18 protein-coding genes are annotated in these 20,476 nt (G+C 69.5%); 7 read left to right on the top strand and 11 right to left on the bottom strand.

Annotated elements, in window-relative coordinates; genetic code table 11:
- Positions 1–47: 47 nt before the first annotated feature.
- The 3 genes from OV427_RS49210 to OV427_RS49200 all read right to left on the bottom strand — a co-directional run bounded on the left by OV427_RS49210 (position 48) and on the right by OV427_RS49200 (position 2,362).
- Positions 48–926, bottom strand: coding sequence for a zinc metalloprotease (locus OV427_RS49210; protein ID WP_267863202.1), 879 nt, complete (start codon positions 924–926; stop codon positions 48–50).
- Between the two features lie 111 nt (positions 927–1,037).
- The gene (locus OV427_RS49205) at positions 1,038–1,688 is read right to left on the bottom strand and encodes a hypothetical protein (protein ID WP_267863201.1); all 651 of its coding nucleotides are present in this window, start codon (positions 1,686–1,688) and stop codon (positions 1,038–1,040) included.
- Between the two features lie 83 nt (positions 1,689–1,771).
- Positions 1,772–2,362 carry a hypothetical protein gene (locus OV427_RS49200; RefSeq protein ID WP_267863200.1) on the bottom strand — a complete coding sequence of 197 codons (591 nt, stop codon included), beginning with the start codon at positions 2,360–2,362 and terminating at the stop codon, positions 1,772–1,774.
- 372 nt (positions 2,363–2,734) lie between these two features.
- On the opposite strand from OV427_RS49200, the gene OV427_RS49195 reads away from it, so the two are divergent.
- Positions 2,735–5,959 carry a protein kinase domain-containing protein gene (locus tag OV427_RS49195; protein WP_267863199.1) on the top strand — a complete coding sequence of 1,075 codons (3,225 nt, stop codon included), beginning with the start codon at positions 2,735–2,737 and terminating at the stop codon, positions 5,957–5,959.
- A gap of 11 nt (positions 5,960–5,970) precedes the next feature.
- On the opposite strand, the gene OV427_RS49190 is transcribed toward OV427_RS49195, so the two are convergent.
- The gene (locus OV427_RS49190; protein ID WP_267863198.1) at positions 5,971–7,179 is read right to left on the bottom strand and encodes an ADYC domain-containing protein; all 1,209 of its coding nucleotides are present in this window, start codon (positions 7,177–7,179) and stop codon (positions 5,971–5,973) included.
- Positions 7,180–7,479: 300 nt separating this feature from the next.
- On the opposite strand from OV427_RS49190, the gene OV427_RS49185 reads away from it, so the two are divergent.
- Together OV427_RS49185 and OV427_RS49180 are read left to right on the top strand one after the other, a co-directional pair.
- Complete coding sequence (locus tag OV427_RS49185; RefSeq protein WP_267863197.1) at positions 7,480–8,862, top strand: sigma 54-interacting transcriptional regulator; 1,383 nt, start codon at positions 7,480–7,482, stop codon at positions 8,860–8,862.
- 148 nt (positions 8,863–9,010) lie between these two features.
- A complete protein-coding gene (locus tag OV427_RS49180) occupies positions 9,011–11,104 on the top strand; it encodes a PQQ-dependent sugar dehydrogenase (protein WP_267863196.1) in 2,094 nt (697 codons plus the stop codon).
- 124 nt (positions 11,105–11,228) lie between these two features.
- Here the strand turns inward: OV427_RS49180 and OV427_RS49175 are convergent, their stop codons facing one another.
- On the bottom strand, positions 11,229–12,326 hold the full coding sequence (locus OV427_RS49175; RefSeq protein WP_267863195.1) for a citrate synthase: 1,098 nt from the start codon (positions 12,324–12,326) through the stop codon (positions 11,229–11,231).
- Positions 12,327–12,528: 202 nt separating this feature from the next.
- On the opposite strand from OV427_RS49175, the gene OV427_RS49170 reads away from it, so the two are divergent.
- From OV427_RS49170 to OV427_RS49155, 4 genes are all read left to right on the top strand, one after another.
- Entirely contained in the window at positions 12,529–13,650 is a 1,122-nt protein-coding gene (locus tag OV427_RS49170; RefSeq protein ID WP_267863194.1) for an NAD(P)-dependent alcohol dehydrogenase, read from the top strand.
- Positions 13,647–14,174 (top strand): DUF4334 domain-containing protein, encoded by a 528-nt coding sequence (locus OV427_RS49165; protein ID WP_267863193.1) that lies wholly within the window; start codon positions 13,647–13,649, stop codon positions 14,172–14,174. Before OV427_RS49170 ends, OV427_RS49165 begins: the two co-directional genes overlap by 4 nt.
- Positions 14,175–14,363: 189 nt before the next feature.
- Positions 14,364–14,747: a hypothetical protein gene (locus OV427_RS49160; protein WP_267863192.1), complete on the top strand. Its 384-nt coding sequence runs from the start codon at positions 14,364–14,366 to the stop codon at positions 14,745–14,747.
- 7 nt (positions 14,748–14,754) lie between these two features.
- Positions 14,755–15,252 carry a hypothetical protein gene (locus OV427_RS49155; protein ID WP_267863191.1) on the top strand — a complete coding sequence of 166 codons (498 nt, stop codon included), beginning with the start codon at positions 14,755–14,757 and terminating at the stop codon, positions 15,250–15,252.
- Positions 15,253–15,274: 22 nt separating this feature from the next.
- On the opposite strand, the gene OV427_RS49150 is transcribed toward OV427_RS49155, so the two are convergent.
- From OV427_RS49150 to OV427_RS49125, 6 genes are all read right to left on the bottom strand, one after another.
- The gene (locus OV427_RS49150) at positions 15,275–16,723 is read right to left on the bottom strand and encodes a WD40 repeat domain-containing protein (protein WP_267863190.1); all 1,449 of its coding nucleotides are present in this window, start codon (positions 16,721–16,723) and stop codon (positions 15,275–15,277) included.
- Positions 16,724–16,815: 92 nt separating this feature from the next.
- On the bottom strand, positions 16,816–17,544 hold the full coding sequence (locus tag OV427_RS49145) for a hypothetical protein (protein WP_267863189.1): 729 nt from the start codon (positions 17,542–17,544) through the stop codon (positions 16,816–16,818).
- 123 nt (positions 17,545–17,667) lie between these two features.
- Positions 17,668–18,036, bottom strand: a complete 369-nt coding sequence (locus OV427_RS49140; RefSeq protein WP_267863188.1) for a spore germination protein GerW family protein — start codon at positions 18,034–18,036, stop codon at positions 17,668–17,670.
- Positions 18,037–18,258: 222 nt separating this feature from the next.
- Positions 18,259–18,858 (bottom strand): hypothetical protein, encoded by a 600-nt coding sequence (locus tag OV427_RS49135; RefSeq protein ID WP_267863187.1) that lies wholly within the window; start codon positions 18,856–18,858, stop codon positions 18,259–18,261.
- The gene (locus OV427_RS49130) at positions 18,858–19,910 is read right to left on the bottom strand and encodes a PilW family protein (protein WP_267863186.1); all 1,053 of its coding nucleotides are present in this window, start codon (positions 19,908–19,910) and stop codon (positions 18,858–18,860) included. Before OV427_RS49130 ends, OV427_RS49135 begins: the two co-directional genes overlap by 1 nt.
- Complete coding sequence (locus OV427_RS49125) at positions 19,907–20,473, bottom strand: type II secretion system protein (protein WP_267863185.1); 567 nt, start codon at positions 20,471–20,473, stop codon at positions 19,907–19,909. The genes OV427_RS49130 and OV427_RS49125 overlap by 4 nt, the downstream gene beginning before the upstream one ends.
- Positions 20,474–20,476 lie beyond the last annotated feature (3 nt).

The following is a 20,476-nucleotide window of genomic DNA, read 5'->3' as shown; positions in this document are numbered from 1 at the left end:
AGAGGCCCGTTGCGCACTTCCGGGACATGCGTTGTTGCAGGCGGGGACTACTTGCCCGCGCGGTACGTGGTCCACATGCTGTTCATGCGGCTGTTCTGGCCCGCGCTGAACGTGTTCATGCAGGAGTCGTAGGTGTAGTCCATGAAGTTGGTGATGGGGTCCACGCCGGCGGTGGTGCAGGTGTCGCGGCCGGAGGGGCAGCCGGAGGCCGGGGAGGCCTCGAACGGCGTGTCATCCACGCTGTCGCCGGGGCTGGTGCAGCCGCCCTGGAACGTGTGGTACAGGCCCATCCAGTGGCCGACCTCGTGGGTGCCTGTGTCGCCCTGATTGTAGTTGGTCGCAGAGCCACCCGGCAGCGAGCTCTGGAGGACGACCACGCCATCCGAGGTCGAAGCGCTGGCGTAGCTCCAGGGGAAGGTCGCCCAGCCGAGCAGACCCTGGCCCATGTTGTTGGTGTAGAAGTTGAGGTCGTCCGCGCTGCCCTTGCGCAGCGCCTTCTTCATCTTCGTCTCACACCCGCCGCCAGTGCAGGTGTACCACTGGGAGTTGTTGGTGTAGTCCACCCCGGCCAGGGTGAAGCTGACGCCGCTCGACGCGTAGGCCTGGTTCAGGACGGTGATCTGGTTGTCGATCTGCGTGGTCGTCACGCCGCCGTTGCCGCTCGCGTCACGGATGACGTGGAAATAGACGGGGATGGAGATGGCCGCGGCGTGGACCGTGCCACCCATCGCCTGCACCGCCCGAGCCGCCTCGTAGCGGGCTTCGATCGCCGCCACCTCGTCCTGGTTGAACTCCTGGGCACCGCAGTTGCGGGCATCCACCACCGCGGCCTGCGTGTCCTGCTGCTCCGTCTCGTCCACGGGGCCGCAGCCGGTCATCGCGGCAATTGCCCCCAGGGCCACAACCGTCTTTCCAGCGATACGCATGTGACTCCGACTCTCAGGATATATGGCGGAAAATTCCGCTAAACGTGGACCCCGGCTGTTGCGTTTCGGTCACATCGGCAGCGGTATGTGTGAGCGAGTCGCATGTGGGCCTCAGTCGCGCGCGCACTCGTCGAAGAGGACGCGCACCTTCAGGGGCGCGGCCGGGTCCTCCGTGTCGTCGAGCACGGCCGTGCGTCCGCAGGGCACGTCGTAGATGTGCTCCACGAAGCGGGGAAACTGGTCCTTCGCGGCGGCGAAGTTGGGGAACTCCAGCGTGGCCATGCAGGAGTGGGTGCGGCAGTCCACGCCGAGCAGGTTTCCGCGCCGCTCCGCCGGCAGGCTCGCCAGGAGCGTGCCCATGCTGGTCTCCAGCGACTTGCGCGCCGGGTCCGCCCACACGGCGTCCAGGCGCTCCTGCTGGTACGCGTCCACCTTCATCTCGAACATCTCCATGCCGGCCTCGCGGCGCTGCACCTGCTCCTCCGGAGTCGGGGGCATGGGCGGGGGCGGGACATTGGCGCGGGCTGCCTCCTCGGAGCCGAGCCGCTGGGCGAGCTGTTCCACCTGCTGCTCCAACTGGCGAATGCGCGCACTGTCCGCGGAGGCGCTGGGGGCGACGGGGCTGGGCGCGAGCACCGGCTCGGGTGCGGGTGCGGAAGGGGTGGTGGGGCCGGGCGTCAGGCCGAGACTCCAGGCGATGCCGGCGACGAGGGTGGTGGTGGTGATGGCAGCCAGCCAGGGGCTCTTCAGCGAGAGAGACATGGTTCCTCCAGGGGAAAAAGCCCGGAGCGCGGGGCACGCGCCCCCACGCTCCGGGCGTCAACGCGAGCGGGTGGGGCGGTGGCCTAGTAGGTCGAGTAGCCGTAGATGACGCTGTTGCCCAGCGGCCCGTTCTGGGGGATCTGGATCTGGACGTAGGAGTAGTCGCCCTGCCAGGCCTCCTTCAGCTTGTTGACCTGTGCCGCGTCCAGCGCGACCTGGAACGGGCCCGTGAAGGTGACGTCAGTGGCAATCGGGCGGAGCACCTTGGGCGTCGAGCAGGAGGAGCCCGTGCCTTCCCTGAACACGTAGCAGACGGTCGCCTGGGCGTTGTAGTAGTCGGTGGTGCCGTTGTGCCCGTCGTAGCCCGTCACGTAGATGGAAGCGACGGCGGGCCTCCAGCTCACGTTGGGCGTGGTGGCGCTGGGGGCGCCGGAGTTGTCGTCGATGATGGGGCAGCGGATGTTGCGCGCGCGCGGGGTTCCGCCGCCGACGGCGCTCTGGTTGCCAATGCCGAGCGACCAGATGTAGTCGCCGACGAAGTCGGTCTCGTAGGTGCAGCCGGCGGCGGGGTAGGCACGGTACGCGCTCGCGGTGCCCGGGAGGATGGCCATCACGACGGGGGCGACAACGGACAGACCGATGGCGGCGCGCTTCAGCAGCGAGAGAGTGCTCATTTTTTCTTCCTTGGGGTTCGGGTGGACTGCCTGGGATGACGCCCCGTCCGGTGTGCCCGGCGGTGTTCGCCATCTGCGTGGACCCATGAGCAAGGCCCGTGCCCGCGCGCCTGCCTCGGGGGCCGCGGACTCCATTCGAGACATCGCGCGGACGAATCCTCCTCTGAAAGCGGGCCTGAAGCCGGCCCCTGTGTCGAGCGCGCTGGCCCCCAGGACTCCACGCGGGTGGCACACCTGGCACATGTGCCATGTGCCATCGCGAGGCAGGTCCGGCACCGCGTGGCCGTGTCGCCCGTGAAGACGTGGCTCGCTGGACCGTTTGAGGGGCCCCGGGCAGCATGGGGCGAGGAACCCCAGGAGACCGCGCTCCGCATGTCAGCTTCCGAAAAGGAAAGACTGGCTCTCGACCCGACGCTCCCACCCGAAAGCCTCGACTCCCTTCGGCCGTCCCCCGTTGGAGAGCATGAGGCGCGGTCTGGGGAGACGCCGGAGTTCCCGGTCAGCCACTGGGAGCGCTACGAGTTCATCGAGCCGCTGGGCCGCGGCGGCATGGGCGAGGTCTACAAGGCGCGCGACCTGCGCCTGGGCCGCGTCGTCGCGCTCAAGTTCATCCGCGGGGCGCATCCGGACCGAGTCATGCGCCTGCTGCGCGAGGCCCGCGCGCAGGCGCGCATCGACCACCCGAACATCTGCAAGGTCTACGAAGTCGGCGAGGTTGGCGCAAAGGCATACATCGCCATGCAGCTCGTCGGCGGACAGCGGGTCGACCAGGCCCCCATGTCCGTGCCCGAAAAAGTGCGGGTGATGAAGGAGGTCACCGAGGCCATCCACGAGGCACATCGGCTCGGCGTCATCCACCGCGACCTCAAGCCCGCCAACATCCTGGTCTCCAGCGGCGAGGACGGGCGGTGGCTCCCGGTGGTGCTGGACTTCGGCCTGGCGTACGAGGTGGACCAGGGGCACGGCCTCACCGAGACGGGCGCGGTGATGGGGACGCCCGCGTACATGGCGCCGGAGCAGGCCCGTGGTGACGTGCGGAGCATCGACCGCCGCACGGATGTGTACGGCCTGGGCGCCACGCTCTACGAATTGCTGGCCGGCGTGCCGCCGTTCACCGACCCGACGCTCATGGGCACGCTGACGAAGGTGCTCCACGAGGAGCCGCCGCCTCCACGCATGCGCGTGCCCCAGCTCGCGAGCGACCTGGAGACCCTCGTCCTCAAGTGCCTGAGCAAGGAGCCGGACCTGCGCTACCCGTCCGCGCGGGCACTGGCCGAGGACCTGGGACGCTATCTCGACGGCGAGCCCATCCTCGGGCAGCGCCCGGGGCTGCTGTATCGGCTGAAGCGGGGGGCGCGCAGGCACCGGGCCCTGGTGGCCATCTCGGCGCTGTCGCTGGTGAGCATCCTCGTCCTCTCCGCCTTCGGCGTGCGCTCCTGGCTGGAAGCACGGCACACGCGGGAGCAGTCCGCGGGCCGCGCGCTGCTGGCGGAGCAACTGGGTCAGCAGGTCAAGGATCTGGAGTATTTCCTCCGCGTGGCCCATGGGTTGCCACTGCACGACACGACCCGTGAGCAGCAGCACGTCCACGCGCTCATGGAGAGGATGGCGGCGCGGGAGCACGCGCTCGGGGAGGCCGGCGAGGGGCTCGTGCAGTACGCCCTGGGACGTGGCCACCTCGCGATGCTCGACTTCGAGAAGGCGCACGAGGCGCTGACGAAGGCGTGGGGATTGGGCATCGACACGCGCGAACTGCATCTGGCTCGGGGCCGCGTGCTGGGCGAGCTGTACCACCGGGCCATGGAGGACGCGCGGCGCAGCGGTGGCGCGGAGTGGCTGGCCGGTCGGCAGCGGGAGCTGGAGAAGCAGTACCTGGAGCCGGCGCTCCAGTCACTCGAGCGCAGCCAGGGGCTCGCGCTGGAGTCACCTCGCTACCTCGAAGGGCTCATCGCCTTCTACCGCCGGGACTACGACGCGGCGGCACGGGCAGCGGCGGAGGCCACCGCGGAAGCTCCGTGGGATTACGAGGCGCTGAAGCTCGCCGCGGACATTGAATACACGCGGGCGATGGAGCTGCTGGAGCGCGGCGAGTACGACGCGGCGCGCTCGCGACTCCAGGCGGCGGTGGGCCAGTACGAACATGCGGCCGAGTCCGGGAGAAGTGACGCGCGGATTCATGAGGCGCTCGCGGAGGCGTGGCTTCAACAGTCGGAGCTGGACCAGCGGCAGGGAAGGCCTCCCCAGGAGGCACTGCGGCGCGCGCTGGAGGCTGGAGGCAGGGCACTGAAAGCGGCCCCGCTGCGCGCGTCCGGGTACACCCGGCAGGCCCAGGTCCTGTTGAAGCGCTACCACCTGAACCGGTTCCAGGGCGGCAGCGAGGACCCGGCGCCCATCCTCGCCGAGTGGATCGCCACGGCGACTCGCGCGGTGGAGCTGGACTCAAGCGACGTGTATGCCTACGACTCGCTGGGCAATGGCCTCTTCCTGCGTGGCTTCCAGGAGGCCAGGGACGGGAGGGATCCGGGGCCGGCCTGGGAGGAGGCCATCTCCGCGCTGAGGAAGGCGCTCGCGCTCCAGCCTCGCTATCCCTGGGGGCTCAATGACCTGGCGCTGGTCTACCGCTGGAAGGGCAACCACCAGCGCGAGCACGGCCAGGACCCGCGCGACGCCTTCGCGGAAGCAGAGCGCTATTTCCGTCAGGCGATACAGGTGGACCCTCGCTACCTCTACGCCTTCCAGAACCTGGGCGACCTGTACGACGACCAGGCGGCTCACGCGCTGGCGCACGGACAGGATCCAGAGGCCGAAATCCAGAAGGCACTCCAGGTGGGCCAGCAGGCCCTCTCCATCGACGGGCGCTTCTACCTGGTGCTGAACCAGGTGGCTGCCGCGGAGCTGACGCGAGCGCAGTACCTCCTCGACAGTGGGGGAGCGCCGCGCCCCGCGCTCGAGCGCGCGTTCCAGCACCTGGCGCGCTCCCTGGGTATCAACGCCACGTTCGGGAGGACGTACTTCCACCGCGCCAGGGGTCACCTCGTGGCGGCGGAGCACGCCCTGGGCGAGGCGCGCAATCCCGACGGTGACCTCCAGGCCGGGCGGAGGGCGCTGGTGGAGGCGTACCGCAACGACGCGGGCTGCGTGGACTGCCGCGTGGTGAGCGCGCGGCTGAGCATGGTGGAGGCGGCGTGGGCGAAGCGGCGGGGACGGCCGGGAGTGCCACTGCTCCAGCAGGCGCTCGCCGAGGCCCGGCAGGCCGTGGAGCTGTATCCGTACTACGAGGCCCACCAGGAATTGGCGCGCGTCTACTGGCATCTGGCGGAGGAACAGCCCGCCAGCGCCGCGCTCGAGTCCATCGCGCGAGGCGAGGAACAGGTGGGGCTGGCGCTGAAGCTCGACCCGGCCCTGGCGCAGGCCCACGCCATCCGTGGAGGGCTCCTGCTGACGCGGGCCCGGCTGGAGCGTCAGGCGGCAACACGCATGGAGACGCTTCGTCAGGCCCGCGCCGCGCTCGTGCGGGCCGTCGAGCTCAATCCGTTGCTGCGGAGGGAGTACGAGGAGCCGCTGCGCGAGGTGGAGCAGCGGCTCTCACAGCCCTGACGGTGGTTGTCTCAGGGGAGGGTTTGGGGGCTGGTGGCGAGCCTCCCGAACTCGGTTTTTTCCCAGCCGATAGGCGTGCACGGGGGCAGCCTTGCGGAGGCCGGGAGGAGCTCTCCGTGACGAGCATTCTCCGTGTTGAGGCACTCCGCGCCTCGGGGGCTCCAGAGCGCTTCGAAGTGAGGCATCTGCTCGGAGTTGATGCCGAACGGGTCCCGCTTGAAGATCTCGGTTCCGGAAACCGTGTAGCTCTTGAAGTCGCCGAACTGGACGAAGTAGGCCGCGCGCTTGGCGTGCAGGCACGAACGGAAGAGGTAGTCGCTCCACTTGGGGTCCCCCGTCCGGGAGCTCCACGGCGTGTAGCCCCAGGCCAGACAGGTGCTGATGGCTCCCGTTTCGCAGCTCAGGGTCGTGACGCCGGGTTCATCCGTCACGCGAGCCGTCAGGCCATCCACCTTCTTTCCTCCCAGGAAGGAGATCCGGTTTCCCGCGGCGGAGTCCTCGCAGTGAGTCATCCAAGCGGACGGCGTGCTGCCCAGCTTGTACCGGTAGTCGAGGCGATACCGGTGGAGTTCCTCTGGACCCCCGGCGCCCGATGCGGCGCTGAGCTTCATCTCGTACACGTAGGCGTCATCAATGACGCTGAGCTGGAACCCGAGCCTCACCTGCTCCAGTCCGGCACCGGTGACCTCATGCACCTGACCTGCCGTCTCGTAGGTGATGACGAGCCGGCTCTGGTCACTCCGGATGCTCTTCAGGGTGACGGACTGACGGGTGCCTGAGGCGGGCTCGAGCCAGGCCTGGACCGGGGTATCGCGGACCCAATTGGGATTGGTCCAATCCCGCACCTGGAGTCGAACCCCGGTGGGGGTGTTGATGAAGAACTCGGGGCAGAATGAGTATGGGAACGAGGGTGAGGCGGCGTGCTCGTCCCTGAAGCAGTAGCTCCGCACATCGGTGTTGGAGACGTAGATTCCCCTGCCATTCTGGCTGCCGGGACCACAAGAGCCCGTCGGGCAGGCGGCGAAGCTCGTCGGGACCTCGGGTGGCGGCCACGGAGCCTTGCACTTCCCATCGCTGCACCCGGTGGTGGACAGCGGCTCGTCAGCAGGGGACGTGACGGTGCCGGCGTCGGCTGGCGCCTCCTTGTCGGGGACGGGTTTGGGCGGCGGCAGGTGAGAGCCGCACGTCTTGCATCCGCTCACCCACAGCAACAGTGCCATCAGTCCGAGCCATGAAGGCCGTATGTTCTTCACCTGCTTCATCTCGAGTCCCCTCGCTTCGATGTGTGCGGGCGGGTTCGTCCCAGCCCCTGGATGGAAACGACTGGCTTCGCGTGCACGAAGCGCTCGCGGCCCAAGCAAGGCATGTGCCTGCTTCGCTGACACGGACTCTGGCGCGATGGAGCGTGGGCTCGTCAATCATCTCGGGCACTTCTTCACGCGTCCCGGGTGGAGCCCCCCTGCGTGGCACACCTGCTGGCACCTGCGTCGTGTGCCAGGAGCCGCGTAGGATGACGGCCCATGGAGAAGGACCCATCGACCCTGCAGCCGAGCGGAGCCAGCGGAGGCGCGAGCGGCTCCGGTGAGGAGAAGGTGCCGGGTCTCTTGCGCCTGTTCAGCGGGGACGCGGCGATGGCGGAGGTGTTGCCGCTGCGGGACGGGGCCCTGGAGTTGGGGCGGGGCGCCGTTGAGCTGGGGGAGGTCCAGGACCCGCGCATGTCCCGGCGTCACGCTCGCGTCCACTTCGATGGGCGACGCTTCTGGGTGACGGACCTCGGCAGTCAGAACGGCACGTTCGTGGAGGGGAAGCAGGTGCCCGCCAGAACGCCGCAGGAAGTCCAGCGGGTCCTCCGCATGGGGGACTCGCTGTTCGTCCCCTGCGCGGACGTGGGTCCCCTGGCGCGGCACGGCGTGGTGCTCCGGGACGGCTTCGTGCGCGGCCACGCCATGCAACGGTTGCTGGCGGAAGTGGCGCGGCTGGCGCAGGTCGGGTCCACGCTGCACATCCACGGGGAGAGCGGTGCGGGCAAGGAGGGCGTGGCGCGTGCCTTCCATCAGAGCGGGCCCCGAGGCGCGGGGCCCTTCGTGGCGGTCAACTGCGCAGCGATTCCCCAGAGCCTCGCGGAGCGGCTGCTGTTCGGCGCCAGGCGCGGCGCGTACTCCGGGGCCGACGCGGATGCCCAGGGCTACGTCCAGGCCGCGGACGGCGGCACGCTGTTCCTGGATGAAGTGGTGGAGCTGGACCTGTCCGTCCAGGCGAAGCTGCTGCGAGTGCTGGAAAGCCGGGAGGTCCTCTCGCTGGGCGCCTCGAAGCCGAAGCCGGTGGACCTTCACGTCTGCTCCGCGAGCAACAAGGACCTGCGCGCGCGGGTGGCGGGCGGGCATCTCCGGGAGGACCTCTACTTCCGCCTGGGCAGGCCGGAGGTGATGCTGCCGCCGCTGCGTCAGCGCCCCGAGGAGATTCCCCTGTTGCTCCAGCAGGAGGTGCGGCAGGTGGCGCCCGGATTGGGAATGCACGTGTCGCTGGTGGAGGAGTGCCTGCTGCGGCCCTGGCCAGGGAATGTCCGGGAGCTGCGGGTCGAGGTGCGCAGTGCCGTCCAGTCCGCGCTCCTGGGCGGCGAGGCGCGCGTGAAGGCCCTCCACCTGAGCCCGAGCGCCGGCACCGCGTTCGGGCCCGCGATGTCGACTCCGGTGCCGATGGAGACGGGAAGCGTCAGGCGAGAAGTGTCCTCGCGGGCGCCACCCCTGGAGGCCGGGGAGAAGGCGCGCATCGAGGAGGCGCTGCGCCAGCAGGGTGGCAACGTGGCCGCCGCGGCGCGGGCGCTCGGCATGCATCGCACGCAGCTCCGGCGGTTGCTCGCGCGCCATGGCATCGCCGTGGCTCCCGGGAGCGAGGGCGACTGAAGCCCATGAGGGTGGGAATGCGGCACGGAGCCTGGACGTCCAGGCTCCTGCTGCCCAGCGTTCAACACACGCTGATGCAGATGCAAAAAGATTGCTTGAGCCACACCGTGAATACCGGGAAGGAGGTGGCACACCAAGGAGCGTCTCAATGCACGTTCGTCACCTGCCCGTCGTAGTGCGCCGCACCGGACTGGTTTTGCTCTTCGCCGCCGTGGCTGCCTGTGGAGTGCAGTCGGAGGACGACCCCGGGCTCTCAACGCAAGCCGCCGCGCTGATTGCGGGCACCCGGCTTATCGGCGTGCAGTCCGGCCGCTGCCTCGACGTGGCCCAGAACAGCCAGACGTCGGGGCAGGGGCTCAATATCTATGATTGCCACGGGCAGGGGAACCAGCGGTTCCTGTTCACGCCCGAGGGCGAGCTGCGAGTGTTCGACGGCGCCTGGTGCGTCCAGCCCGCGACGGCCAGCGCCGGGGCCAGGGCGGTCATCGGCGCCTGCACCGGGGCGGCGAACCAGCGGTGGGGCCGCAACGCCAATGGCGCGGTGGTCCATACGGCGTCGTCGCTGTGCCTCGACGTGTCCGGCCAGGCCACCGCCAACAGCTCGCCGGTGATTGTCTGGAACTGCAACGGCCAGACAAACCAGCAGTGGTCGCTGCCGCCCGATGCCCAGCCCCCCACGGTGCCCACGGGGCTCACCCTGTCCTACGTGACGTGCAACTCGGCCACGCTCTCGTGGTCTCCGTCCACGGACAACGAGGGGGTCGCCTTCTATGACGTCTACCACGACGGCCAGCTCATGAAGTCCGTCTCCGGCGCCACGGTGTCCACCGGTCTGACCGTGGTCCCTGGCGCGACCTGGGGCCTTTACGTGAACGCGCGGGACGCGGCGGGCAATGTCTCGCAAGGCAGTGCCACGCTCTCCATCACCCCGCCACCGTGCCAGACGGACACCCAGCCTCCCACAGTGCCGACCGGTGTCACCGCCACCGCCACGGGTACCAGCGTGACCGTGAGCTGGAGCGTGTCCACCGACAACCAGGGCGTGAGCGCGTATGACGTGTTCCGAGGGGACGTGAAGATTGGAACGGTGTCCGGCTCGCCGCCCGGGACGAGCTTCGTCGACAGCGGCCTTTCTCCGAACACGGCCTATACCTACGCCGTGCTCGCCCGCGACGCCCAGGGCAATGCGTCGGCCCGGAGCTCGGCCGTGACGGTCACCACCGGCCAGGCCTGCACGAACGCCGTCTGCTCCGTCACCCAGGTCGCCACCGACACGGACATCCCGTGGGGCCTGGTGAACCTGCCGGACGGCTCGGTGCTCTACGGTCGCAGGGACGCGCAGAACATCGTCCGCCTGGACCCGGCGACGGGGCAGCAGACGTCGGTGGGGACCGTCCCCAACGTGCAGAGCACCGACGGCGAGGGCGGGCTGATGGGGCTCGCCATCTCCCCCACGTTCTCCAGCGACCGCTGGCTTTATGTGATGCACACCTCGCCCACCGACAACCGCATCGTGCGCCTGCGGTACGAGAACGGGACCCTCAACACCGCCTCGCTCCAGGTGCTGCTCCAGGGCATCGGCCGCAACAAGTTCCACAACGGTGGGCGCCTGCGCTTCGGACCGGACGGGAAGCTCTACGCGGCGACCGGGGATGCCCAGAACGGCGCCTATGCGCAGGACATCAACAACCTGGCCGGCAAGGTGTTGCGGCTCAATACCGACGGCACCATCCCGTCCGACAACCCCTTCGGCAACTTCGTGTGGAGCTACGGCCACCGCAACCCACAGGGGCTGGCCTTCGATTCCCAGGGCCGCCTCTGGGAGCAGGAGTTCGGCAACTCCGTGATGGACGAGACCAACCTCATCCAGAAGGGCGGGAACTACGGCTGGCCGAACTGTGAGGGGACGATGTCCCAGGGCGGTTCGGGCTGCGCGACGGCCGGGTACATCGCCCCGAAGCAGACCTACCCCACGTCGGAGGGCTCCTGCTCCGGCATCACGGTGGTCCGCGACGTGCTCTACGTGGCCTGCGCCCGCGGCTCCCGCCTCTACCGCGAGGTCATCAGCGGCTCAAGCCTGACCAACGTGCAGCAGTTCTTCGTCGGCACCTACGGCCGGTTGCGCACCGTCGAGCCGACCCCCGACGGCAACCTGTGGCTGACCACCACCAACCAGGGCGACAAGGACAGTATCCCCGATAACAGCAACGAGAAGATCTTCCGCGTCCTGCTCGGGCAGTAGGGAGGTTCTCAGGTCCCGCGGCAGTGGAGGCGCCGGGGGGCCTTGTCCGAGGGTTTGATTCCCGCCGCGTCCACTTGAAACGGCTCGTAACCCTCAGGGGTTACGGGCCCTTTTGCGGGAGCTCCTACGGCAGCGTGCCCACGTAGCGGGAGGCGGGCCGGATGAGCTTGCCGGTGGCCCGCTGCTCGGCGACGTGCCCGAGCCAGCCCGCGACGCGCCCACAGGCGAAGACCGTGGAGAACAGCGTCCGATCGAGTCCCACCGCGTCGAGCAGCACGGCCGTGTAGAACTCCACGTTGGCGCGCAGCGGGCGATCCGGGTAGCGCTGACGAAGCAGCTCCTCGGCGGCGTGCTCCACCGCCCGAGCCAGCGCGAGCCGGTCGGTCCGAAGCCCGCCGCGCTCCAGCCGTTCGATGGCGCGCTCCAGCACGGCGGCGCGAGGATCTCGCACGCGGTAGATGCGGTGGCCCATCCCCATGATGCGGCGGCCGACCTTCAACTCCTCTTCCAGCCACGACGCCGCGTTCTCCGGTCGGGCGATGGCGTCGAGCATGTCCAGCACGGGCCCCGGCGCTCCACCATGGAGCGGGCCCTTGAGCGCGCCGATGGCACCCACGGTGGCGGACACCGCATCCGAGCCCGTCGAGGTGATCACGCGCGCGGTGAACGTGGAGGCGTTCAAGCCATGATCGGAGACGGTGACCAGGTACGCATCGAGCCCGGCGGCGCGCTCGGGCTGATGCTCTCCGGTGACCATGCGCAGCAGGTCCGCGGCATGCGGCAGCTTGGGATCCGGCCGCACGGGCGCCAGCCCGCGACTGCGCCGGGCCCACGCGCCCGCGAACACCGCGGCGGCTCCTGTCAGCAGCAGGAACGTCTCCCGCTCGTTGCCCGGCTGGATGGGGACATGGGCCATCGCGGCCCGGAGCGCGTCCATCCCGTCCTCGGCCGAGAGGGCATTGCCCAGCCCCTCCAGCAAACCGAAGGCCCGCGCGCGCGCCTCCCCGAGCGCGGCCTGGAGCGAGGAGGGCAGCGGCTCCTGGGCGTACGGCGCCCAGAGCCTCGCGCACACCTCCTCGAAGGAGACGGCGCCCGCGAGCGACTCCACATCACTCCCGGCGATCACCAACCGTCCGCGCTCGCCATCCACTTCGCTCAGCCGGGTATCCGCGACGATGACGCCTTCAAGCCCCGCCTGCGGTGCTGCCTCTGTCGTGCCCATGCTCGGGTTCCTCCTGCACGAGGAGTAAGACCCGGCCACGAGCCTGGAAACGCGATTCGACAATCGACATGAGTGCGTCCCTGTACACGCGCGGGAAGGACGGGGGCGAGCAGGGTGGGGCGCTTCCGCTGGAGCACCGTCGCACGGACGGGGCATGAATTTTTCGTGGCGAAGTTATTGGCAGAGTGCCAACAATGCGTCCATGGGTCAGTCCGTTCGTGCCGCGCTACTGCATGAGGTGAATGGCCCCTTCGTCATCGACGAGGTCGAGCTGGAGTCGCCACGCGCGAGCGAGCTGCTGGTGCGCATCACCGCAAGCGGCATCTGCCATACGGACCTCACGTACCGAGCGGGTGCGGGCCGCTTCCCGCTGCCGGCGGTGCTGGGGCACGAGGGGACGGGCGTGGTGCAGGCCGTGGGGGAGGGGGTGACGGACTTCGCGCCGGGCGACACGGTGGTGCTCAGCTACTTCTCGTGCCGCGCCTGCGACACCTGTGTGGGTGGGCACCCCGCGTACTGCCAGCTTGGGCCGGCGGGCAATGTCTCGGGGGCGCGGCCGGACGGCTCGTTCCCCATGCGCTGGAAGGGGCAGCCCGTCCGTTCGAGCTTCTTCCACCAGTCGTCGTTCGCCACCCACGTGCTCGCGCATCAGCACAACGCGGTGAAGGTCGACGCCTCGGTGCCTCCCGAGCTGCTCGCTCCGCTGGGCTGCGGCTTCCAGACGGGCGCGGGCGCGGTGCTCGAGGCCTTCCGGCTCCAGGCCGGGCAGCAGCTCGCCGTCTTCGGGGCGGGCGCCGTGGGCCTCGCGGCCATCATGGCGGCGCGTGTCGCGGGGGCCTCCTCGGTCATCGCCGTGGACCTGCGCCCGGAGCGCCTCGAGCTCGCGCGGGAACTGGGCGCCACGGACACCTTCCTGGCGACGGAGCCCGACCTCACGAAGACGATTCTCAAGCGCACGCGAGGGGGCGTCGACTTCGCGCTGGAGTGTGTCGGCCTGCCGCAGGTGCTGCGCCAGGCGTTCGACGTGACGCGGCCCCTGGGCACGTGCGGACTGCTGGGCCTGCCCGGCCGCGACAACCCGAACGTCACCCTGCCGATGATGGGGCTGCTCGTCGGCAGGCGGCTGGTGGGCATCATCGAGGGTGACGCGGACCCGAAGACGTTCATCCCCCGTCTGGTCAAGCTGCACGCGGAGGGGCGATTCCCGCTGGAGCGGCTGAGCCGCCCCTATGCGTTCGAGGCCATCAACGACGCGGTTCATGACATGGAAACGCGCACGGCCATCAAGCCGGTGCTGCGCATGGAAGGAGGGTGCAGTCCATGACGTTCGACGAGGCGGTGAAGGCCGAGCGGATTTCCCCGGAGGAGGCGTTTGCGCTGTTCGACAGCCTGCCCACCGTGGACCTCGCATTCATGCGTGGCACCTGGAAGGGGAGCGAGCTGCGGACGGGCCACGCGCTGGATGGTCTGCTCGGTGCGACAGGCTGGTACGGCAAGCAGTTCCTCGACGGGGAACGTGTGCACCCGTTGTTGTTCTTCACCACGGACCGCTCGGCGGTGTTTCCCGTGGACCCGAGGAAGTGGCCGTCCCCCACGCTTCAAGGTGCCGTGGGGCAGCATCGCGCGGACGTCGAGACCGACGCGTTCAAGGCTCGCCTGCGACTGACCGAGTACCGGGGGAAGGTCAGCGCGACGATGCTCTACGACGACCGGCCGATTCTCGACGTCTTCCGGAAGGTGGACGACGGCACGGTGCTCGGGGCGATGGACGCACGCGGCATGCCGCAGCCGTACTTCTTCGTGCTGCGACGCGACACGGACGCCGCGAAGCTGTTCCCCGCCCACTGAGCCGGCCCCGGCCTCCGAAGGAAATCGGCCGTCCTCGTTCGAATGTGCAGAACGCCGCATGACGGACCTGCACCTGGCCCCCGGGGCCTGGCGGCGCGCACTGCGTGCCGGAGCGAAGCCCTGGGTTTGCTGGCTCGAACTTCCCCGGAGGGGGAACGGCCCGGATGGACCGGGCCACTGGAGGACGCAATGAAGAAGCTGGCTCTGGTCGCGACGCTGGTCGTGGCGTCGTCGACGGCCCTTGCGGGCAGCAGCGGTGGGCAGCAGGTGAGCATCTGGACGGACAGCCTGGGGCAGACGAATGCCAACGGTACCCTGTCCACGGCGCGCTTCAGCTCGGATACGCAGCAGTACATCGGCTGCTCGCTGTACTCCTATGACACGGGCAGCTTCTCCGCGACGTGTTATGCGACGACGGCCACGGGGCAGTACGCGTCCTGCTACACCAGCAACGCCGACATGCTGAAGGTGGTGCAGACGCTCAACCCGGCGTCCTACCTCTACTTCGTGGCGAACGCCGACGGCTCGTGTGACCGGGTCATCAGCGTCAACGCTTCCTACAACCTGCGGTAGGTCCGCCATGAGCCCACGTCTGGTCCTGGCCGTCGTAGCAGGAGTGCTCCTGGGCGCGGGGGGCATGTGGCTGGCCGTCGCGCCTGCTCCATCTCCGGCCACGCCGCCCCAGGTCCAGGCGGTGGGTGTGACTCCCGTGCCGGCACCGGTCGCCGCCACGGATGTCGAGGCCATCCGCGCCGCCGTGCGCCAGGAGTTGCATGCGGCGGCGATTCCTCCTCCCGCGCCCGCTCCGGCTGTCGCCGTGGCGCCAGCGCCCGAGAAGGGCGAGGACGCGCCCACCGACGAGGCCGACGCCGCGCCGCCGAGTCCCGAGTTCATCGGCGCGAAGGACGTCGTCGAGGAGGGACTCTCGCGGCGCACCTGGTCTACGGAGGACCGGCGCCAGCTTCAGGAGTTGCTGCCGCGGCTTCTCCCGGCCGAGCGTGAGCAATTGGCCAAACAGCTCATCGCCGCCGCCAACCGGGGCGAGCTCGTGGTGGATGTTGCAGGCCCGCTCTTCTGATGCCACCCACCGAGCTGACGGGTCAGTCGGCCGGTAGCCACGCCAGCAGGGCTTCGATGCCAGCGAGGAGTTTCCGGGCACCGAGCTCCCCGCCAACCCGCTCCCCGACGCCGTCGGGGTCGCTGTCGATGCCGAGAATGTCCTCGCCACTCCCGATGCCGACATGGCCCTCGACGGCCAGTTCGCCTCCGACGAAGACCTGCACGGGATGGGCCCTGCTCCAGGGCGGAGGCTTCGAGAGCTCGTGCGGCCAGAGACGCCGGCAGAGCTCCGAGGCGAGGTAGCCAGGATGAACGGCCACCGGACGCTGCTGGCCGGCCCGGAGGACCGGGGTCGTGATGACCGAATCGGTGCGGGCATCGCCCTCGGCCTTCTCGAGGTCGCCGTTCTCATGCACCCGGAGCCACAGTCCCGGCCGTTTCTGCAGCCGCAGCAGGAGCGGACTGCCCATACGGGAGCGCCGGGCGATGCGCGGCACCGCCACGCCAGGTTCGATGACCGCGTCGCCGACGTCGTGGACGACCAGGTCGCCATTCGCTGTCCCCACCGCGACGAAGCGCTCATCTGGAGACACGCTCAGGCAGGAGATGTCCCACGCGGACACCTCGCATGGCAGCACCCCGAGCACCCGCCCGCTACGACTCGAGTGAAGCGTCACGCCATCGTCACCGAGCGTCGCGAGCCAGCGCGTGCTCCGGGCCATCGCCAGCAACGGCCTGACACCGTGGCCAAACCTGAGGATTTCCGAGCTCCAGTCATGCCTGCCGGACTCGAGGTCCCACTTGTAGAGGCGCGGCCGGACCGGTTCGTCATCCCGGTTGAGATGTGATTTCACGGCCACCGCGCAGCGCCTCGGAGGCAACACGAAGCCGGTCCCGAGGGCGACGTCCCGGTCCCCCTTGAATCGCGCCAGCTCCGCACCTGTCCGCGTGTCGAACCCCACGAGGTCCCACTCGAAGAAGCACCACAGCTCCGTTCCGTCGCGGGAAAACGAGAGGCCGCAGTGGGGCTCGAAGGTGTGGATGCCGTTCAGGAGCGGCTTCGGCTCTTCGCCAGGGCGCCACGACCAGACCACGTCGTCACCTGCGCCAAAGCCCGCCCAGTACACCTCGCCGTCCGGAGCCACTTCCAGCGCCTGGGTACGCGCCCCCTGGCGTGCGCTCGCAAGCTCCCCGCCGGAGGTGAGCGCGTACACCCGAGCAACCTTGTCGTCGAACGTCGCGACCAGCCGGTCCCCCGTCGGAGACAGCCGGACGTTGTTGACCCCCTTCGCGATATCGAGCTTCGACACGGTCCGCGCGGCTTCGACGTCCCACACGCGAACCGTGGAGTCGTTCGAGGCAGCCGAGACGAGTCGGGACGAGTCCTCGGACCACTCCGCGGCGATGATGTGCGTGGAGTGGCCCGTGAGCTTCGTGCTCGGTCCGTGAAGGCGCCTCTCCCGCGAAGCCGCTCGCGATGATGTGCTCATCCATCCAGAAAAGCCGCGCGGCATCGGATTGTCCAATGCCCCTGCGTCACCCCACCGCCGTTCACTGAAGACCCCTCGTGGAATCACACGTGTCAGCCCTTGTGCACCTGGAAGGGGATGTCGAGCGTGCCGAAGTGCTCGTTCGTCCTCGCGTCCACGAGCTGCACCTGGAGCGACACCGCGTTCTCGCGGCGAATCACGCCCTGGAAGTAGAGGAAGCCATCGAGCGCGCCTCCGGGTTCCAGCACGCCGTCCGGCAGCGCCCGGGTGAGCATGTCCTCGGTGGGCAGCGGCACTTCGTACGAGTAGCCCCAGGAGTAGGGGTAGGGGCCGTACCAGGGAGCGCCGAAATAGGGGCTGCCCCAGCCCCAATACGGGCCCCAGCCCCAACCCAGCCCCCAACCCCAGCCCCAGCCATACCAGCCGCTGACGCCCACGTGCCACGACGTGGGCTCGATGTAGCTCCCCGGCGAGGAGGAGACTGACGGAGTCCGGGGGGACAGCGGCGGAATCGCGGTGTAGCGGAAGCGCGACGTCTGCCCCACGAGCGAGAAGTCCGAATAGCTCAGGCGCAGCGGACGGCCGCTCCCGTTCTCCAGCCGGACATAGATGGGCGTGAGCCGGCGCTCGAGGTCGGAGGGGTAGCCCTTCCAGGCATTGCCATCCGCCAGCAGGTGCACGCCCTGCTCATCGGCGACGGCGGCCACCCGGTGCTCGCCCTGGATGACGTGTGCTTCCGTGCTCGGCCACAGCTGGTTTTCCATGGACACGCAGCCCATGGCCAGCAGCAGCACCGCGATGCCCGCTTCGCGTGCGCGCATGACCCCTCCTCGCGTTGAACCTAACGAGTCCGGGGCTTCGCGAGGCTCGCGAGGCCGGAGGACTCCCGGGGCTCGGGCAGGGAGGGCGGCGCCGCCATGTATCGGTGGACTGGGGCCTGGTTCTCAGCGTGCGCGCAGGATGCGGTTGATGCCGAAGAGGACGAGCGCCGTGCCCGCGAGCCATTGCGCTCCCCGGACGATGCGGTTGACGTCCACGGCGGGGATCCAGGTGACGCTACCCTCGCGGATGACGAAGGCGCCCGCGGGCCTGGCCCTCAGGCCGAAGCCACCGCCCGAGCCGCTTGCCTTCGAGGCCTCGCCCTCCACTCCGGCCTGCTGGGGAGCCAGCCCCTCGCCACCTCCGCCTCCGCCTCCGCCGGCCACCAGGGCCGCGGGAATCATGGTGACTCCCTTCTGATGGATGGCTTCTCCGTAGACGCGCTTCACGGTGATGCTGTCGCGAGCCCGGTCAATGACCTCGGTGACGTCCATGGCTCCCCCAAAGTGGATGTCAGTGTCCTCACGGCGAGAGGTGGACACGGTGCGGCATGATGACCGGCAGGGCGTGTTGCCGGGCCGTGGGGCGACACGACGGCCCGGGGCGCCCTCCGTGGCAGGGCCTCCGGGCGGAGGGAGCATGGGACGCCTGGTGGAGTGCCTGGCCTCGCGGGGTTGCCCGCCTGGAGGCGTAGAGGACGCCTGGCGTTCGGCAGCTCAGTTCAGGTTCCCGGTACCGGAGGCGCCGCCGTAGCCCTGGGAGCGGTAGCCCGAGGCCGGGTCGTTGTAGCTGAGCAGCCCCTCCGTGCTGAGCGAGTCCGGGTCGGGGGCCCCACCCAACCGGGGAACCAGCGTCCTCGAGATGCAGACCGCGCCCACGATGACGGTGTGGTCGTTGTCCCGCCGCCAGTTGATGGTTGCCGGGAAGCGTTCGTCCTCGTTGTCGCGGATGTAGATGTACACGTCGCTCGCGCCGTCGCCGTCCAGGTCGGAGAACAGCTCGGGCCGGCTGCCCCTCAGCGCGGGGGTGGTGGGGGCCGCGGGGACCGTGTTCCAGCTCGATGCCACCGGGTTGTAGGACGCGGGCGTGTCCAGGTAGGTGTTCCAGAGGGTGAAGTTCCGGCCGAAGTACGCGCGCGCGAGCTGGAGCCCCGCCTCCGTGCACGCCTGTCTGTCGATGGAGCGCGTGTTGTTGATGGCCCGGCGCCGGCTCTGGTTCGCATAGGTGAGCAGCGCCAGGGCTGCCACGAGGATGAGCATCGTGAAGGCAACGGTGGTCAGCAGCGCGCTGCCACGAGACTTCCGACCCGCGCCCATCACAGGACTCCCGCTGCCATGTTGGGCAGCTCCACCCGGCGCGTGTACTGGCTTCGGCGGAAGCCGTCCTCGGGCGCGCCGGCCGGGTCATGGTTCTCGATGCTCACCGGCCTCAGGCCCGACACCACGACGTCCCGCGCGTCGCGCTGGACCTGAGGGCCCCGGCCCACGATGCTGACGCGCAGCGAGCGCATTCCGGGAAGCCACGCCGGGCCCAGGCCGTGCTGGAACGCGTAGCCTTCCGGCCGCCCGCTGCCCACCGCGTCGAAGCCGTAGGCCACCTGCAGGTCCTCGATGTCGAGCTGCACCATCCGCTCGGAGCCGGCCACGTCCGAGAAGGGCCGCCCCCGCGCGTCCGGCGCCAGCCGACCCTGGGCCCGGTAGAGCGCGGGCCGCGACGAGGCCGGGTCCACGTCGATGTAGTAGTGCACGAGCGTCACCGGAAAGACGAAGTCCCCCACCTGGAAGCCGCCCCGCCCCGGTGCGTTGGAGAAGCCCGACAGGGTGGACTCGGCGTAGTCGATGCTCCCCGGAGTCGTCTGCTGCGCGGGCGTGAGGGTGAGGCCCGTCAGCAACGCCGCCGACGTCATGTTGCTCACCATCAACAGGTCCGTGTCCCGCAGGCTGGTCGTACACGTCACCGACAGCGCGCCCACGCCGGCGCTGACCACCGACGTGGAGGCTCCACGGTCGACACAGCTCTCCCGCAGGGCCTGCGGGTCCGGGAGCACGAGCCACAGGTCGTCACGCTCGAAGGTCGTTGCCGCCGCGGCGCCGTCCAGACCGAACACCGCGTTGACCTGGGTGGGAATACCGCCCTGGTTGAGCCAGAGGCCCCCGGAGGCGCCCATGCCCGCCAGCCGCAGGTCCTTCACGAGGGGCTCCAGCGCCAGCCGGGCCGCGTCGTTGCTCTCGATGGCGTTCTCCGTGTTGTGCTTCATGCGGAGGGTGGCGATGAGCAGGTACGAGACGGCCGCTATCGCCACCAGCATCACCGCCATCGCGACGATGAGCTCGATGAGGGAGAACCCACGTGCGTGCCAGCGTCTCATGGGATGACCACCTCCGTGTGCACCACCGCGCGCTCGAGGGGCTCGCCCAGACGGCTGATACGCAGCCAGACGGTGTAGGCCCGCACGCCCGCGGGCACCTGCCCCGCGCTCAGTGCGTAGGGCGTGCCCTCGGTGACCAGCACCTCGCGGCAGTAGGTGCCCCTGCGAAGGCGGGTATCGGTACAGGACGTTCCCAGGGGGATGCCCGGCACATGGCTGATCTGGCCGGTGGGTAGCACCTGGAAGTACGCCCCGGTGCCCGGGTCCCCGGTGACGGGCGCGGACGTGTCCACCGTCCAGGGCGCGGCGCCAATGGCCAGCGTGGTGGGCGCGGCGGCGGGCCGAACCACCGCGCGCGCGGCGACGAGCGCCTTGTCCGCCAGCCACAGCCGCTGCGTGCTGGCGTCCAGCAGCGCCTTCCTTGCCTGGAGCAGTTCGCCCTCGCGCAGCTCCGAGGAGGCGTGGAGCAGGCCGGCCAGCGTGCCGGCCATCGCGAGCGCCAGCACGGCCAGCGAAATCATCGACTCGATGAGCGTGAAGCCCGGGGCATGGTTTCGTCGCATGGG

Origin of the sequence: Pyxidicoccus sp. MSG2 (assembly GCF_026626705.1) — a bacterium.
Lineage (GTDB): Bacteria > Myxococcota > Myxococcia > Myxococcales > Myxococcaceae > Myxococcus.
The sequence above is the reverse complement of the archived record's forward strand: the minus strand, read 5'-3'. Positions and strand labels throughout refer to the sequence as shown.

Bases quoted from the DNA above. Each gene is read 5' to 3' on its own strand.
- OV427_RS49135 (WP_267863187.1), bottom strand. From the start codon at position 18,858: ATGGGCGCGGGTCGGAAGTCTCGTGGCAGCGCGCTGCTGACCACCGTT.
- OV427_RS49160 (WP_267863192.1), top strand. From the start codon at position 14,364: ATGAAGAAGCTGGCTCTGGTCGCGACGCTGGTCGTGGCGTCGTCGACG.
- OV427_RS49155 (WP_267863191.1), top strand. From the start codon at position 14,755: ATGAGCCCACGTCTGGTCCTGGCCGTCGTAGCAGGAGTGCTCCTGGGC.
- OV427_RS49200 (WP_267863200.1), bottom strand. From the start codon at position 2,362: ATGAGCACTCTCTCGCTGCTGAAGCGCGCCGCCATCGGTCTGTCCGTT.
- OV427_RS49180 (WP_267863196.1), top strand. From the start codon at position 9,011: ATGCACGTTCGTCACCTGCCCGTCGTAGTGCGCCGCACCGGACTGGTT.
- OV427_RS49175 (WP_267863195.1), bottom strand. From the start codon at position 12,326: ATGGGCACGACAGAGGCAGCACCGCAGGCGGGGCTTGAAGGCGTCATC.
- OV427_RS49195 (WP_267863199.1), top strand. From the start codon at position 2,735: ATGTCAGCTTCCGAAAAGGAAAGACTGGCTCTCGACCCGACGCTCCCA.
- OV427_RS49165 (WP_267863193.1), top strand. From the start codon at position 13,647: ATGACGTTCGACGAGGCGGTGAAGGCCGAGCGGATTTCCCCGGAGGAG.
- OV427_RS49190 (WP_267863198.1), bottom strand. From the start codon at position 7,179: ATGGCACTGTTGCTGTGGGTGAGCGGATGCAAGACGTGCGGCTCTCAC.
- OV427_RS49130 (WP_267863186.1), bottom strand. From the start codon at position 19,910: ATGAGACGCTGGCACGCACGTGGGTTCTCCCTCATCGAGCTCATCGTC.
- OV427_RS49210 (WP_267863202.1), bottom strand. From the start codon at position 926: ATGCGTATCGCTGGAAAGACGGTTGTGGCCCTGGGGGCAATTGCCGCG.
- OV427_RS49150 (WP_267863190.1), bottom strand. From the start codon at position 16,723: ATGAGCACATCATCGCGAGCGGCTTCGCGGGAGAGGCGCCTTCACGGA.
- OV427_RS49205 (WP_267863201.1), bottom strand. From the start codon at position 1,688: ATGTCTCTCTCGCTGAAGAGCCCCTGGCTGGCTGCCATCACCACCACC.
- OV427_RS49145 (WP_267863189.1), bottom strand. From the start codon at position 17,544: ATGCGCGCACGCGAAGCGGGCATCGCGGTGCTGCTGCTGGCCATGGGC.
- OV427_RS49140 (WP_267863188.1), bottom strand. From the start codon at position 18,036: ATGGACGTCACCGAGGTCATTGACCGGGCTCGCGACAGCATCACCGTG.
- OV427_RS49170 (WP_267863194.1), top strand. From the start codon at position 12,529: ATGGGTCAGTCCGTTCGTGCCGCGCTACTGCATGAGGTGAATGGCCCC.
- OV427_RS49185 (WP_267863197.1), top strand. From the start codon at position 7,480: ATGGAGAAGGACCCATCGACCCTGCAGCCGAGCGGAGCCAGCGGAGGC.
- OV427_RS49125 (WP_267863185.1), bottom strand. From the start codon at position 20,473: ATGCGACGAAACCATGCCCCGGGCTTCACGCTCATCGAGTCGATGATT.